15 protein-coding genes and 1 other RNA gene are annotated in these 14,669 nt (G+C 70.5%); 11 read left to right on the forward strand and 5 right to left on the reverse strand.

Features of this window, described 5'->3' with window-relative positions; translation table 11 throughout:
- Positions 1–38: 38 nt before the first annotated feature.
- The gene (locus E6C64_RS00665) at positions 39–287 is read right to left on the reverse strand and encodes a hypothetical protein (RefSeq protein WP_136425701.1); all 249 of its coding nucleotides are present in this window, start codon (positions 285–287) and stop codon (positions 39–41) included.
- Between the two features lie 77 nt (positions 288–364).
- On the reverse strand, positions 365–583 hold the full coding sequence (locus E6C64_RS00670; RefSeq protein ID WP_136425702.1) for a hypothetical protein: 219 nt from the start codon (positions 581–583) through the stop codon (positions 365–367).
- Between the two features lie 109 nt (positions 584–692).
- Between E6C64_RS00670 and E6C64_RS00675 the strand changes: the two genes are divergently transcribed.
- The 3 genes from E6C64_RS00675 (at position 693) to E6C64_RS00685 (ending at position 2,805) form a co-directional block, all read left to right on the forward strand.
- Positions 693–1,166: a LysM peptidoglycan-binding domain-containing protein gene (locus tag E6C64_RS00675; protein ID WP_136425703.1), complete on the forward strand. Its 474-nt coding sequence runs from the start codon at positions 693–695 to the stop codon at positions 1,164–1,166.
- A gap of 176 nt (positions 1,167–1,342) precedes the next feature.
- Complete coding sequence (locus tag E6C64_RS00680) at positions 1,343–2,071, forward strand: AAA family ATPase (protein WP_136425704.1); 729 nt, start codon at positions 1,343–1,345, stop codon at positions 2,069–2,071.
- 260 nt (positions 2,072–2,331) lie between these two features.
- Positions 2,332–2,805, forward strand: coding sequence for a hypothetical protein (locus tag E6C64_RS00685; RefSeq protein ID WP_136425705.1), 474 nt, complete (start codon positions 2,332–2,334; stop codon positions 2,803–2,805).
- A gap of 66 nt (positions 2,806–2,871) precedes the next feature.
- Here the strand turns inward: E6C64_RS00685 and E6C64_RS00690 are convergent, their stop codons facing one another.
- Entirely contained in the window at positions 2,872–3,081 is a 210-nt protein-coding gene (locus tag E6C64_RS00690; RefSeq protein ID WP_136425706.1) for a hypothetical protein, read from the reverse strand.
- A gap of 94 nt (positions 3,082–3,175) precedes the next feature.
- Between E6C64_RS00690 and E6C64_RS00695 the strand changes: the two genes are divergently transcribed.
- Positions 3,176–3,373 carry a hypothetical protein gene (locus tag E6C64_RS00695; protein ID WP_136425707.1) on the forward strand — a complete coding sequence of 66 codons (198 nt, stop codon included), beginning with the start codon at positions 3,176–3,178 and terminating at the stop codon, positions 3,371–3,373.
- A gap of 178 nt (positions 3,374–3,551) precedes the next feature.
- On the forward strand, positions 3,552–4,085 hold the full coding sequence (locus E6C64_RS00700) for a hypothetical protein (RefSeq protein ID WP_136425708.1): 534 nt from the start codon (positions 3,552–3,554) through the stop codon (positions 4,083–4,085).
- Positions 4,086–4,134: 49 nt separating this feature from the next.
- Here E6C64_RS00700 and E6C64_RS00705 read toward each other — a convergent pair whose 3' ends face one another.
- The gene (locus E6C64_RS00705) at positions 4,135–4,557 is read right to left on the reverse strand and encodes a winged helix-turn-helix transcriptional regulator (RefSeq protein WP_233255389.1); all 423 of its coding nucleotides are present in this window, start codon (positions 4,555–4,557) and stop codon (positions 4,135–4,137) included.
- 64 nt (positions 4,558–4,621) lie between these two features.
- Between E6C64_RS00705 and E6C64_RS00710 the strand changes: the two genes are divergently transcribed.
- From E6C64_RS00710 to E6C64_RS00735, 6 genes are all read left to right on the forward strand, one after another.
- Complete coding sequence (locus E6C64_RS00710) at positions 4,622–6,880, forward strand: LLM class flavin-dependent oxidoreductase (RefSeq protein ID WP_136425709.1); 2,259 nt, start codon at positions 4,622–4,624, stop codon at positions 6,878–6,880.
- Positions 6,881–7,028: 148 nt separating this feature from the next.
- Positions 7,029–7,946, forward strand: a complete 918-nt coding sequence (locus tag E6C64_RS00715) for a DMT family transporter (RefSeq protein ID WP_199240920.1) — start codon at positions 7,029–7,031, stop codon at positions 7,944–7,946.
- 50 nt (positions 7,947–7,996) lie between these two features.
- Positions 7,997–11,566 carry a purine-cytosine permease family protein gene (locus E6C64_RS00720; RefSeq protein WP_136425710.1) on the forward strand — a complete coding sequence of 1,190 codons (3,570 nt, stop codon included), beginning with the start codon at positions 7,997–7,999 and terminating at the stop codon, positions 11,564–11,566.
- Between the two features lie 25 nt (positions 11,567–11,591).
- Complete coding sequence (locus E6C64_RS00725) at positions 11,592–12,332, forward strand: zinc ribbon domain-containing protein (protein ID WP_136425711.1); 741 nt, start codon at positions 11,592–11,594, stop codon at positions 12,330–12,332.
- Between the two features lie 156 nt (positions 12,333–12,488).
- An RNA gene (gene rnpB / locus E6C64_RS00730) (RNase P RNA component class A) lies at positions 12,489–12,875 on the forward strand.
- A gap of 79 nt (positions 12,876–12,954) precedes the next feature.
- A complete protein-coding gene (locus E6C64_RS00735) occupies positions 12,955–13,758 on the forward strand; it encodes a nitrilase-related carbon-nitrogen hydrolase (protein ID WP_136425712.1) in 804 nt (267 codons plus the stop codon).
- A 30-nt stretch (positions 13,759–13,788) separates the two neighbouring features.
- On the opposite strand, the gene ppgK is transcribed toward E6C64_RS00735, so the two are convergent.
- Positions 13,789–14,604 carry a polyphosphate--glucose phosphotransferase gene (gene ppgK / locus E6C64_RS00740; RefSeq protein ID WP_136425713.1) on the reverse strand — a complete coding sequence of 272 codons (816 nt, stop codon included), beginning with the start codon at positions 14,602–14,604 and terminating at the stop codon, positions 13,789–13,791.
- Positions 14,605–14,669 lie beyond the last annotated feature (65 nt).

Below are 14,669 nucleotides of genomic sequence, written 5' to 3' on the forward strand. Positions count from 1 at the left end.
GCAGTTCGAGGAGACGGCGCTCTCGTGCCGCTGCGTGGCTAGAGCGGCGGTGCGCCGTCCGAGTCGGAGCGAGTGGCGGCGCGGCGTGAGCGCAGCTGGTTCCGCAGCTGGAAGGCGGCGAGTGCCGCGAGGACGACGCCCAGGGCCATGCTCACCCATCCGCCCAGGTTGCCGCTCGAAGCGGCGACGGCCGCGCCGGCGATCAGGCAGGCGAGCGCGGCGAGGGTGAGGGTGCCGACGAGCACCCAGTTGGTGGCACGCTCACGGTCGAACTCGGTTTCCGCCATCGCGCCAGTATGGACGACCGGCGCAGTATGTCCGCTCAGTCAATGTGCTGCACGGTCGTCGGTCAGTCGTTCGTCGGTCAGTCGTCCGTCGGGCCGTTGGGGCCGCTCGACTCGTCGTGATCCCGCAGCTGCTGGCTTCGGCGGCGGGCGCCGAGCACGATCGTGACGACGAAGCCGATGACGGCCAGCGCGAAGAGCACGATCAGGAGCGGCCCCGCGTCGAAGCCGAACGTGTCCTCGCAGACCGTCGTCGCGACGTGGCAGGAGCGCGGTGCCTCCGAGATGAGCGCCAGCATGGGAACACCGTATGCCGAGAAGGGCGGGCGTCAAGGACAGGTTATGGAGCGCCTGCCGGACGATCGGCTGCGCTGTGGAGCGCAGGAATCGAGGCAGGATGGGGGAACCATGACGAACCGGACGACGCGAGCAGTGGCGATGGCGGCCTCATCGGGCGTCGCGCTCCTGCTCCTCACCGCATGCGCGGCTGAACCGGCCCCCGCGGTCACCATCACCGCCCCAGCGCCGACGGTGGTCGTCACGGTGACCCCGACACCCACTCCCACGCCGACTCCCGTGGTCGCCCCTCCCGCTCCGGCGCCGACGATCGATCCGGTGCCCAACGCGTCGGCACCCGAGGTGGTCGAGGGACCGGCCGTCGATCTCGGCTCCGCTCCGGCCGCGCGCGGCTCCACGACAGCCGACGCCGACGGCAATCTGCTGACCTACACGGTGGTCTCGGGTGACGCCTTCTTCGATATCGCCCAGCGCTTCGACGTGCCGCAGCAGCAGCTGCTCCGGATGAATCCGTCCATCCCCGACTTCGGCGAGACGCTCTACATCGGCCAGGTCATCAACCTCGACTGGACGACCACCCGCTGATCGGTCCCGCCCGCGCTCGGCGTTCGGCGTTCGGACCGCTCACGCCCGTACCGATCAGCGGACATGAGCCCGAATCGGGCCTCGAAACGGTCGAATCCGGCGTCGAGTCCGCTTAGCGGTACGCGGATAGGGGGACGGGCTCCGGGCCGTCGGAGGCGGGCGCTAGCGTCGGCGGCATGATCGTCGACGGGTTCCGTGTGGATGGGGCTCGGCTCGACGAGGACGCGCGCTCGGGGGAATGGCCGTGGACCGTGCCGGCCGTGGCACAGCTCACGCGAGACGGAATGCGCTTCCGCGCCCCGATCACCGTTCTGGTGGGTGAGAACGGAGCAGGCAAGTCCACTCTGGTCGAAGCGATGGCGGAGTCTTATGGGGTCGACGTCCGCGGCGGTCACGGCGCCCGCCGATACGCCTCGGCGCTGCCGAAGGGCTCGCTCGGGGAGCGCCTTCGATTCGATCGAGGACCTTTGTACGGGATGGCACGCGGCGCCGGCTACTTCCTTCGAGCCGAGACCGCGATGGGGGTGCTCGAGTACATGACCGGCGCGGGCGTGGACGGCTACGGCGACGAGTCGGCGGCGGAGATCAGCCACGGCGAGGGATTCCTGCAGCTGTTCCGTGGACGCTTCGATGGGCCAGGCCTCTACGTGCTCGACGAGCCGGAATCGGCACTTTCCTTCACCTCGAGCCTCGCGCTGGTGTCCACGCTTCTGACTGTGACGTCCGAGCGCGGCCAGGTGATCTGCGCGACCCATTCGCCGATCATCGCCGCGACCCCTGGTGCCGACATCATCCAGGTCGATGCCCACGGATTCCACCGCACGTCCTGGGATGACCTCGAGATGGTGGGCCACTGGCAGCGCTTCCTCCGATCGCCCGAGCAGTACCTGCGCCACCTTCGCTGAATCGACCGTCATGCTCCGGTCGTGTGTCCTCGCGCCCGTACCGATCAGCGGACCGGCCGTACCGATCAGCGGAGTTGCGCCCAAATCCGGCCTCGAAACGGTCGGATTCGGCGTCGAGTCCGCTTATCGGTACGCGGGTGGCGCGGGGGACGGACGCCGGGCCGCCTGAGCATTGAGCAAGCGCCGCTGGTGTCCGCTCCGAATCCGTTCCAGGATCGAGGGTGCAGGCGCTGTCGGCGTCCGCCAGAAGGAGGTCGACGATGTCGTCAGGATCGGGCAACGCAGCGGATCACGCACGTTTCCAGCGCGAATATGCGGCGACCGGAGGCGCGGCGGCGGTCGACACGGGCCTATCGACCCCGGATGCGGCGGCCATCGACGATGAGTCGGCACGGCATGAAGCAACTGTTCCGACCGACGACGCACCTGCGCGGCGCGCGGGCATCGACATCCGCTGGATCGTGGCGCTCCTGGTCACGGGGATCGCCCTGATCGCGGCCTCGGCGCTGCTCTACAAGTTCGGCTGGCTCGCGCAGGGCGGCGGCAGCTACGCGGTCGACTCGTACGGCGACGTCTACAGCGCAGAGACCGGCCGCACGCTCGACGACATCGTGTACGAGGACTTCCTCTTCACCGTCAACCCGCAGCTCTTCGGGCTGGGAGGGCTCACCGTGCTCGGGACCCTCTTCCTGATCGCCGCCCGGGGCGTCCACCGTCGGGGCGATCAGTCCTGAGCGGTCGCCCGCTACCCAGCCCACGACGCAGCTCGACACTCATCCCGACACCCGTCTCGGGCGCCCTCATTCGCGACGTCGACGGACGCGCTCGCGGTGCTGATCGAGCAGGGTCCTGCCGACCGCGAACAGCCACGCCGTGATGGCTGCCGCAACGAGCGCGGGCTTGCCCGTGGCGATCCCGATCGCGACGAATACGGCAGCGACGACGCTGACCAGCAGGAGGTAGACCACCAGCCTCCGCCGTTCGGCGCGGAGATCGGAACCGGGGATCACCTGCAGCACCGTAGCGGTCGGAGGTGCAGGTCATCCGCAGCAACTGTCAGCCGGAAGTCAGCAGCCGCGGACGGCCCGGTGCGATACTCCCGACATGCCCCGTCGATCGCCCCGACTGATCGCCGTCGCCCTTGTCGTTTTCGCCGCGCTGGTGGCGCTGAGCATCGCCTGCGCGATCGCCATGTCGGAGGGCGGAGCTCCGGCCATCCGGGCGACTCTGGTGCTCATCAGCATCCCGCTGGGAGCGGTCGCGGTGTACGCCGCGACCCGTCCGACCTCGCACGACGGCTGATTCCAGCCTTCTGAGGTGCCTCCGTACCCCCGAATCGGGCGACACTCGACCCCAGAACGCGGCTATACGCACGTCGGAACGGGGGTCATCGGCCACAATGTACAGCGATGGGGGCATCGCCCTTGTGGGCTGCGGCCCACTCGCCGACAGACAGCCGACTTACTGAGGACGTGTGACCGTGGCAACGATCGAAGAGTTTCTCCGGAGCCCCTCGAGGTTCGGGATCATCGCCCGGCCTGACATGGACCCGCTGTCGGAGGCGCATGCCCTGGACGAGGCGTCGCTGATCGACATCCGCTTCGACGCCATCCGCTCCACCGCCTGGTGCATCTTCGACACCCGCGGAGCGCTCGAGATCACCTCCGGAAACACGGCTCTCATCGTCGCGACCGGGGTCAACTACCTCCGCTGGGACGCCCGCACGCCGATCGGCAAGCGCACCGCCTGGACCATCATGGAGTGGAACGCCACCATCGCCAGCAACCGGATCAAGATGTGGGGCGGCCTCGAGCCGTGGTGCGACTTCGAGATCGCCGCCGATCGAGCCGAGTTCTACGTGGGCGATGTGCCGAGCGCCGACGAGCCCGCCCCCGAGATGGCCTACGCCAACGAGGCGAGCATCGATGCCGGCTTCGCCAGCTTCTCCTCGCAGTTCCGCCCGCTGCAGGCATCCATGTTCAACATGGACGAGCTGGTCCCCGACATCCTCTGACCCGCGGCCGCGGAGTCGCGGGGGCGAATCAGACGCGGTCGACACCGGATCAGTCCTGCGCGCCCCGGTCCTTACCGCCGCCTGCGTCGGCGCGGCGCTCTGCTCGCGGCTCCAGCCAGCGCTGACCCCACCGAGCCAGCGGCTGCAGCGACTCGAGCAGTTCCCGCCCGCGCTCCGTGAGGGCGTAGCGGACCTGCACCGGCGTGGACGGGATGACGGTGCGTCGCACCAGCCCGGTGGCCTCGAGCTCGCGGAGCCGTTGGGCGAGGAGCCGGTCGGACAGTCCGTCGACCACGGCGACGATCTCGCTGAACCGGCTCGCCCCACGCGCGATCGCAAGCAGGATGCCCGAGCTCCAGCGCTTGCCGATCAGCTCGACCGCGCTGGTGAAGCGGCGGCACTCGGCATCGTCGATATGGGCGAGGTCGAGTTCGGGAGAGAGGGCTGACGGAGCGGACGTCTCGATGGTCACTATCCAATAGTAAGCCGCTCACTCAGGGTTTGCGTCGGGGCTGATCACTGGGAAGGCTGACGGGATGGATTACGGGCACGAGCTGCAGTTCGGCACATTTCTCACTCCGGCTGCCGCACCAGCGCAGGGTGCCGTCGCCCGGGCGCAGCTGAGCGAGACCTTGGGGTTCGACCTGGTCACGTTCCAGGACCACCCGTATCAGCCGGCGTTCCTCGACACCTGGACCGTGATGACCTGGGTGGCCGCGCAGACCGAGCGGATCCACATCGCCGCCAATGTGCTCAACGTGCCGCTCCGGCCGCCGGCCGTGCTCGCCCGCGCCGCCACCAGCCTCGACCTGCTCTCCGACGGTCGCTTCGACCTCGCGCTCGGCGCCGGAGGGTTCTGGGACGCCATCGAGGCGATGGGCGGCGCCCGGCTCACCCCGGGCCAGGCGGTCGACGCGCTCAGCGAGGCGATCGACATCATCCGCGGCATCTGGGCGGCCGACGACCGCAGTCCGCTGCGCGTGCCCGGCACGTACCACCGGGTGAACGGGACGAAGCGCGGCCCATCACCCGCCCACGAGATGCCGATCTGGATCGGCGCCCTCAAGCCGCGGATGCTCCGACTGATCGGACGCAAGGGCGACGGCTGGCTGCCGTCCTTCGCCTACCTCGAGCCGGGCGGCTTGGCCGCAGGCAGCGCGATCATCGACGCGGCTGCGGCGGATGCGGGCCGCGATCCCCGCGAGATCCGCCGCATGCTCAACATCTCGGGACGCTTCGCGCCTCAGCGCGGGGGATTCCTGACGGGTCCGAGCTCGCAGTGGGTCGATGAGCTGCTGCCGCTCATCCTCGAGGACGGCGTGAGCACCCTCATCCTCGCGTCCGACGATCCCGACACCATGCGGCGGTTCGCCGAGGAGGTCATGCCTGAGCTCCGGGAGTCGGCTGCGCGCGAGCGTGCCGATCGACCGGTCGAGCCGCGGCGACGCGGGGCCGCTGCACTCGCACTGCGCGCGGCAGGCCTCGACTACGACGACGTGCCCGCCTCGCTCGCGGCGAGCGCCGTCGAGCCGGGCGATTCCGGCTACTCGCGGGTGAGCTCGACCTACATGCGGGGCGGTCGGCCCGGGATCGTGCTCGCGGCCACGAATGTCGAGCAGGTGCAGGACGGCGTCGGCTTCGCCCGCCGCCATCCCGACCTGCCGTTCGGCGTGCGCAGCGGAGGGCACGGGATCAGCGGCCGGTCGACGAATCAGGGCGGGATCGTCCTCGACGTCGGCGCCCTCGCCTCCATCGAGGTAGTGGACGTGGCGGCCCGCCGCGTGCGGATCGGTCCGGGAGCCCGTTGGATGGATGTGGCGCGCGTGCTCGGCGAACGCGGCTGGGCGCTGAGCTCGGGCGACTACGGGGGAGTCGGCGTCGGCGGGCTGGCGACCGCGGGCGGCATCGGCTGGCTGGTCCGCGAGCATGGGCTGACCATCGATCACCTGCGCTCGGTCGACGTGGTCCTCGCCGACGGCAGCCTGGTGACCGCCGACGCGGAGCACCACGCGGAGCTGTTCTGGGCGATGCGCGGTGCGGGAGCGAACTTCGGGATCGCCGTGGCGTTCGAGTTCGAGGTGGACGAGGTCGGCGACGTCGGCTGGGCGCAGCTCGCGATGGACGCCACCGATCGCGCGGGCTTCCTCGAGCGCTGGGGCGCCTACATCGAGGGCGCGCCCCGGGATGTCACGAGCTTCCTGATGATGGGCGGCTCCCGAGGGGGTCAGGTCGTCGCGACCGTGATGGCCGTCGTCGACTCCGATGATCCCGATGTCATCCTCGAGCGACTCCAGCCCCTGGCGGAGGTCGCGCCGCTGCTCGATCAGACCGTTCAGCTCAAGCCCTACGCCGCGGTCATGGCCAACGCGCAGGGCGGAGCGCACAGCGGCCAGGGGGACCCGGTCGCCCGGTCCGGACTACTCGACCACATCACGAGCGAGTTCGCGGAGGCGGCCGCCCGGCTGCTGGCCACGGGGGAGGTCTACTTCTTCGGCATCCGCTCCGTGGGCGGCGCCGTCGCCGATGTGCCCTCCGATGCGACCGCCTATGCCGGGCGCAGCGCCAATTTCTCGGTCGTGGCGTTCGGATCCGACCTCGAGCGGATGAACGTGCTGTGGGAGGAGTTCGCCTCCCACTTCTCGGGGCTCTACATCAGCTTCGAGACGGATCTTCGACCCGAGCGGGTATCCGATGCCTTCCCGCCCGCCACGCTGGCCCGCCTGCGCGCGCTGAAGGAGCAGCTCGATCCGAGCAACCTGTTCCGCGACAACTTCAACATCACCCCGGCCGTCTGACCGACTGCCGCTGCAGGGCGCTCGAGCGCGGTAGCTGCAACCGAACGCGGGAGGTTCACCCACCGCGCTCGGCCGCAACCACCGCGCTCGGAGCGGACCGGGGCGCCCCTGACCCGGGATCGGCCCACGATCCGGCACACTGGGGGCGATGCTGTATCTCGTGCTCGCCAGCCTGCTGTGGGGCACGACCGGCACGGCCGCGAGCTTCCTGCCCGCGTCGGTGTCGCCGCTCGCGACCGGCGCGGCGACCATGGGCGTCGGCGGAGCGTTGCTCCTGGCCGTCGGCTGGCGCCAGGCGCTGCCGATCCTCCGCTCACGGGCGGCCTTGCCGTGGATCGTGTTCGGCGCCGTGGGAGTCGTCATCTATCCGCTCGCGTTCTACTCGGCCATGTCGTCGGCCGGGGTGGCGGTCGGCAATGTGGTCAGCCTCGGCTCGGCGCCGGTCTTCGCGGCTCTGCTCGAGTTCGCGATCGAGCGCACGCGCCTGACGGTCCGCTGGAGCATCGCGACGGCCCTCGCCGTCGCCGGCGTCGCGGCGCTGGGCATCACGGGCGACGTCGCGCACAGCCGATCCGACGCCGCAGCTTCCGACTCCGGATCGCCGATGCTCGGCGTCGGCCTCGCGCTGGTCGCCGGCCTCAGCTACGCCGGGTACACCTACGCCGCTCGGCGGCTGCTCCAGCAGGGCCATCCGTCGGGTGGCGTGGTCGGCGCGGTGTTCGGCGCCGGCGCCGTGCCGCTGCTCGTCGTGCTCCTCGTGGTCGGAGCGCCGATCCTGCAGACCGGATCGTCGATCGGCATCACCCTCTACCTCGCGATCGGTCCCATGTTCGCCGCCTACCTCCTGTTCGGACGAGGACTCAGGCATGTGTCGAGCAGCACTGCGACCACCATCACGCTGCTCGAGCCCGTCGTGGCCACGGTGCTCGCGGTGGTCGTCGTGGGAGAGCGGCTCGATGCTCCCGCATGGTTCGGGGTGGCCGCGATTCTCCTGGGAATCCTCATCATGATGGTCCGCCCGCGACCCCGGGCCGCGCGGGTGCCGAGGCTCTCCGGCGGCGGCTGAGAGCGACACGCACCGCCGCGCTCCCGACCGCTCGTCGCTACTATGTGCGAATGGCTGACGGGAGGGACGAGCGGTCTGCGGGCGGTGGAACCCCCGCCAGCCACGACGACGACGAGCTCGCATCGGCCCTCCAGGCTCAGCTCGATCGCTTCGCCCCTACCGGCTCCATCCCGGTGATCTCCGCACCCGCGGCCCCTGCGCCCGCCGCCCCTGCACCTGTCACGCCTGCGCCTGTCGCGAGAGCGGAGTCCGAGCCGACCGGGCGGGAGCCACGTGCGCGCGACGCCGCGGCAGCCTCGCCCGACGCGCCGCAGCGTCCGGCCTGGCGCGCCGCCCGCACTCCTGTCGACGTCGAGCCGGACGACGTGACTCTTCCGCGCGCCGACGTGCCTCTTCCCGTCCCCACCACGCTCACGCCCGCCTACGGCATCCCGGCAGTGCCGGGTCGGGGTCGTCGGGCGGCCGTCCCCGAGTCGCCGGGCGACTGGCCGGTGCCGCCTGCGAACCGCTGGACGCCGGAGACTCCCGCGGGCGGGCTGCCGATGCGACCGCCACGGCCGACGGGCGGCGAGCAGCGCCTGCCGTCCGCGCCCGCGACCCCGCCGCCATCTCCGCCATCTCCGCCATTCAGCGATTCAGCGGCCGTCGAGAATCCGACCGCAGGTCCTCTGCACGGCGCGCCATCCTTCTCCTCGATGCCGTTCGGCACGGGCCAGGGAACGCGCTCGCCGAATACACCGCCCGTGTCCCCGCCGGCGGCTCCCACCGCCCGTCCGTCATATCCATCCGAGGACCGCACGGATGCGCATGCAGATCCTGCTGATCTCGACGACGACGAGCTGCAGGACAGCCCACCTCGTTTCGCGCAGTTCAATCCGCCATCGCTGCGGATGCCACCGACCGCTCCGACAGAGCTGCCCTCCCAGCCGTCCTCGCATCGGCACGCCGCCCCCACCCCCGAGCTGTCCGACGCGGAGGCGAACTGGACCGCCTTCCTGCAGGAGTCGCGTCCGTCGCGCACACCGAGTGGCTCCGTTTCGGGCGCCCCGCCCGCGGCACCAGTGACGCCACCCGCCGGCGCGCCCGCGTTCCCGCCGACCGGACCGATGGACCGTCCGGTGACCGGCCCGAACACGACGCCGACGACCGGATCGACGGCGACGCCCGTCACCGGCCCGAACGGCATCGCGGCCGACTCGAAGGCGATCGAGCGTCTCGAGCGGCTGATGCCCCTGCTCGCGAGCAAGCAGCTGGACGATTCCGACTACCTCGCCTGGGAGAGCCGTCTCCGCGAGGCGGCTCACGTCGACGAGGATCCCGCGGTAGGAACGGCCAGCCGTCCCGACGAGCGAGCAGTTGAGGGCGCCGACGCCTCATCCGAGTCGGAAGCGTCACCGCGACGCCCATCCGGGGCCGATTCCGCCCCGACCTGGCAGGTGACTCAGCTCCCGCCCTCCGGTTCTGCCGTCACGCCGACGCCGATGACACCTACGCCGACGCCGATCACGCCCGTCTCCGTCACACCGGCTGCGGTCACACCTCCTCCCATCACGCCGATCGACCCCGTTCCATCGACGCCGGTGCCCTACCGACGGCAGAACCCGAGCCAGCCAGCGGACCCGTCGTTCTCCGGCGCCCCGCAGCCGATCTCGCCCACGCCTCCGCCTCTCGATCTGCCGCGGCAAGACCTGACGTTCCCGCCCACCAGTCCGACGGACGTCCGGGTCGGGCCGCCTTCCGACTTCGGCGAGCCGATGCTCGCCTATCCGCGGCTGAGCTCCACCGGTCCGGTCCCTCGCCTCGACGAGGAGCTGGACGACGAGTACGTCTACGAGCCGTTCGAGACGAGCAACACCGGCTCGATCCCGATCAACACGGGCTCCGTGCCGATCGTGACCGTCGTGGACCCCGACCTCGCCGACGACGCCGACGACGTCTGGCAGCCGGAGGAGGCGGTGCTGCATCCGGGCGACTACGCGCCGGTCGCACCGCCGGTGCGAGGCCAGGACACCGGGCCCATCACTCCGATCTTCACCCCGCGCCTCGATGAGGAGGCACCGCTGCTGCTCCCGAACGAGGTGGCCAAGGGCCGGCCGGCGTTCAGCATCGAGCAGCCCGTCGTGGAGCCGACTCCGCTGGAACAGCGCGTGGGTCGCGCCACGCGGATGTTCTGGCTGTGGTTCGCGCCCAACGCCTCCATCGTCACCCTTGCCCTCGGCGCCTCGGTCGTCGCCCTGGGCGTGAGTCTCCGGCAGGCGCTCGTCGCCGCCCTCGTCGGCACGCTCATCGCCTGCCTGCCGCTCGGGATCACCGTGCTCGGCGCCAAGCGCACCGGGCAGCCGATGGCCGTCGCCTCGCGCGCCACCTTCGGCCTGGTGGGCAATGTCGTGCCCGCCGCGCTGCAGGTCGGGATCCGCCTGGCCTGGGCCGCTGTGCTGCTCTGGCTGGTCGGCAGCAGCGTCAGCTCGATCGTGCTCGAAGCAGGCTGGGACATCTTCGTCGGGCCGCCGATCGCGGCGATCGTGGCGGTCGTCCTCGTGGCGGCACTCGGCACAGCCGTCGCGACGTTCGGCTACTGGCTCCTCGCGCGCGTGCAGCTGGCGGTCACCGGCATCGCGGCGATCTCCGTGGCCCTGGTCATCGGCTTCACCGCTCCGCTCGTCGATCTCAGCGTCGCGCTTTCCCGGCCGGATGGATCCTGGCCGCTCCTCGTCGGCGGAGCGATGGCCGTGCTCGGCGTGCTCGCGACCGCCTGGCTCGCGAGCGGCGGCGAGACGGCTCGATACCAGCGCACCCAGACCTCGGGCTCGGCCACCGTGGCGTGGGCCGCCTTCGGCGGTGCGCTGCCCGCCGTGATCCTCGTCGCCTGGGGCGCCCTGCTGGCCGCATCGTCCGATGCGATGAGCGCGGGGCTCGCCGCCGACCCGATCGCCGCCCTGGCCGACCAGATGCCCATCTGGTTCCCGGTCCCGCTGCTCTTCGCCGTGCTCGCCAGCCTCATCGCCGGCGTGACGACGACCGTGTATTCGGGCGGCCTCACCCTGCCCGGCGCGGGGGTGCCGCTCGGACGAGTGCCCTCGACCCTCATCTTCGGAGGCGTGGCGGCGGCCCTCGGCGCCGTCGCGATGCTGGCGACCAGCCGCACGGTGCCGCTCACCTTCGCCCTGCTGCCGACCATCGCCGTGCCGGTGCTGGCCTGGGCCGGGATCGTCTGCACCGACCTGCTCACCCGCAACCGCGAGATCGATGGCCTCGCCCTGCTTCGCCGCGGCGGACAGTATCCCGACTACCGCATCCTCAACCTCGTCGGGCTGCTCGTGGTCACGGTCGTCGGTATCGGCTTCCTCGGCTCCGATGGCTTCGGCTTCGAGGGCTACCTGTGGCGCCTCGGCGGCATTGATCCTGCGGGTGATCTCGCGCGCAGCGACCTGGGTCTGCTCGGCGCCCTGGTGCTCGGCCTGATCGTTCCTCTGTTCGGCGCTCTGGGCGGCGGGCGGGTCAGCGGGCGGGTCAGCGGGCGGGGGACCGGGCAGGCGACCGCGCGAGGCAACGAGCGGGTCGCGCCGGCGCGGTCTCGCGGTCGCACCGGACTGCCCGCTCGCTCCCGCGCCCGTCGCTGAGGGACCGGCTCGATAGTCTGAGCGGGTGACAGTCACCGCGAGCCCCCACCTGCAGAAGCGACTCCTCGATCTTCAGGAGCTCGACACTCGGGCGCAGCGGCTGCGGCACCAGGAGAAGACCCTGCCCCAGCTCGCCGAGCTTGCCGCCGTCGGCAAAGAGGCCGAGGCCACCCGTCGGCAGCTCACGATCGAGCGCGGCGTGCTCGAGGACATCCGCACCGAGCTGACCCGCATCGAGTCCGACGTCTCCCTGGTCGAAGCTCGCATGGCGCGCGACACCTCTCGGCTCGCCCAGGTGAGCAGTGCGAAGGACGCTCAGGGCCTCGAGCATGAGCTCGCCTCGCTCGGCCGGCGCCGATCCGATCTCGAGGACATCGAGCTGGCCGTCATGGAGCGGGTGGAATCGCAGGAGGGCGCCGTCGCCGAGCTGAACTCCGCGGCGGCGGCCCATGCCGCCCGGATCGCGGCGCTCGAGGAGGAGCGCGACAGCGCGCTCGGACTGCTTCGCGACGAGCTCGCCGACATGACCGGCCGGCGCGAGCGCATCGCCGCCGAGCTGCCCGAGGATCTCCTCGGCCTGTACGAGCGCCAGCGCACCCGCTACGGCATCGGGGCGGCGCTGCTCACCCGTGGGGTGTCTGGGGGAAGCCAGCTCGCCCTCAACGCGTCCGAGCTCGCCGAGATCCGCCGTGCCGCGCCTGACGAGGTCGTCCTCGACCCCGAGAGCGGCTGCATCCTCATCCGCACCGAGGAGTCCGGGCTCTGACCGGTCGCCCTGCCCCTTCGCCCCGCTGCTTTCACGGATCAGGCGATTCCGCCGTTTCGCACACCGTTCAGGTGATTTTCGCCTGATCCGCGTTCGATCACCTGAACCGTGAAAATGTGCCGCAGCGAGGCTTTGCGGATAGGGTGAACGCTCGAATGGGTCGGCAAGACGGTCGCGTCATCCTTCGCACCGCGTCGCAAGACGCAGGGCGCTGTGATGCCGAGGAACGTCCGGGCTCCGCAGAGCAGGGCGGTGGGTAACACCCACCCGGGGCAACCCGAGAGCAAGTGCAACAGAGAGCAGACCGCCACGTGCGCAAGCACGGGGTAAGGGTGAAACGGTGGTGTAAGAGACCACCAGGGGCCTGGGTGATCAGGCTCGCTAGGTAAACCTCGCCCGGAGCAAGGTCAAGCAGGGAACGCTGAGGCGGCTCGCCGAGTTCCCGGGTAGACCGCTAGAGGGCTGCGGCAACGCAGTCCCGAGATAGATGACCGTCACCTGCGAAAGCAGGGACAGAACCCGGCGTAGCAGCCGGCCCATTCCTTTCCTGCGTTCCGGCTCGATTCCTGCGAGATTCCGCAGGAAGCGAGCCGGAACGCAGGTACTCACGGACGGACTTCGGATGACACGGATCGCCTGCCGGCAGCTCGCCCCCCGCGTCGGCGAGCCCCAGTCCGACCGTCTGCGGGCCACCGCCGCGATCGTGGATGCGCTCGAGTCGGGCGCCCAGGTGATCGTGCTCCCTGAGCTCGCCACCTCGGGCTACATGTTCGACAGCGTCGACGAGCTGCGCGCGGCCGCGGTGCCCGCATCCGACCCGCTCTTCGCCCTCTGGTCCGAGCTCGCGCGCCCGACCGACGCCGTCGTGATCGCGGGATTCGCGGAGCTCGCGGACGACGGCACCCTGTTCAACAGCGCGATCGTGGTGGATGGGTCCGGCGTGCGCGCGGTCTACCGGAAGACCCACCTGTGGGATCGGGAGAAGCTGTTCTTCGCCGTCGGAGCCGAGCTTCCGCCGATCCTCGACACGGCTGTCGGGCGGATCGGTGTGCTGATCTGCTACGACCTCGAGTTCCCCGAGCTGTCGCGGCACCTGGCGATCGCCGGAGCAGACCTGATCGCCGTGCCGACCAACTGGCCGCGGATGCCGAAGGTCGCCGGGGGAGTGCGCCCCGAAGTCGTCATCGCGATGGCCATGGCCCGGATCAATCGGGTCGCCATCGCCGCCTGCGATCGCAGCGGCGATGAGCGCGGCCAGCAGTGGAACCACGGGACCAGCATCATCGACCTCACCGGCGACATCGTCGCGGCAACGGAGGAAGAGGGCGGCACGGCGATCGCCGAGCTCGACCTCAGCCTGTCCCGCGACAAGCAGCACACCGCGCTGGCGCACGCGCTCGACGACCGGCGCACCGACCTCTACTGAGGTTTTCCGGATCCGCGCGAGAAGAGACGCCTAGGAGTCGGCGGGGCTCGCCTTGTCGATGAGGTCCTGAGCCTCATCGGTCACCCGGGTGCCCGCGCCGTGCGCGGCCAGGGATGCGGCACCGAGCAGACCCGCGTTGTTGCGCAGCTCCGCCGGCACGATCTTCGTCTTGAGATCGAGCAGGGGCAGGAAGTCCTTGTGGTGCTTCGAGACGCCGCCGCCGACGATGAACAGATCGGGGGTGAAGAGCGATTCGAGCTTGGAGTAGTACTTCTGCAGCCGGGCCGCCCACTGCTTCCAGCTCAGTCCCTCGTTCTCCTTGACGATGAACGAGGCCTGCTTCTCGTAGTCCTCGTAGCCGTCGAGCGCGATGTGGCCGAGCTCCGCGTTGGGCACGAGCACGCCGTTGTAGATGATCGCCGAGCCGATGCCGGTGCCGAGGGTCGTCATCAGGATCAGACCCTTCCGATCCTTGGCCGCGCCGAACTGCGACTCCGCATAGCCGGCGGCATCCGCATCGTTCACGAAGGTGATGTCGCGACCCAGGGCGCTCTCGAACAGCTTCTCGGCGGCCAGGCCGATCCACGACTTGTCGACGTTGGCCGCGGACATGGTGTGCCCGTGCTGGACCACGGCCGGGAAGCAGACCCCGACCGGGGTATCGGCCGCGACGCCGCCGAGCTTGCCGATCAGCGAGACGACGGTCTCGACGATGGCGTCGGGCTTGCCGCCCTTGGGGGTGTTCAGCTTGATGCGCTCGGTGGTCAGGGTTCCGGTGTCGAGATCGACCGCCGCGCCCTTGATGCCGGTTCCGCCGATGTCGATGCCGATGGCTGCAGTGCTCACGGCTCCAACCTACCGGCCGCTGCGATCCGCTCCCTTCCGCCCAACGCATCTAGACACGTGACCCT

Source organism: Naasia lichenicola (genome assembly GCF_004801885.1).
GTDB classification, from domain to species: Bacteria; Actinomycetota; Actinomycetes; order Actinomycetales; family Microbacteriaceae; genus Naasia; species Naasia lichenicola.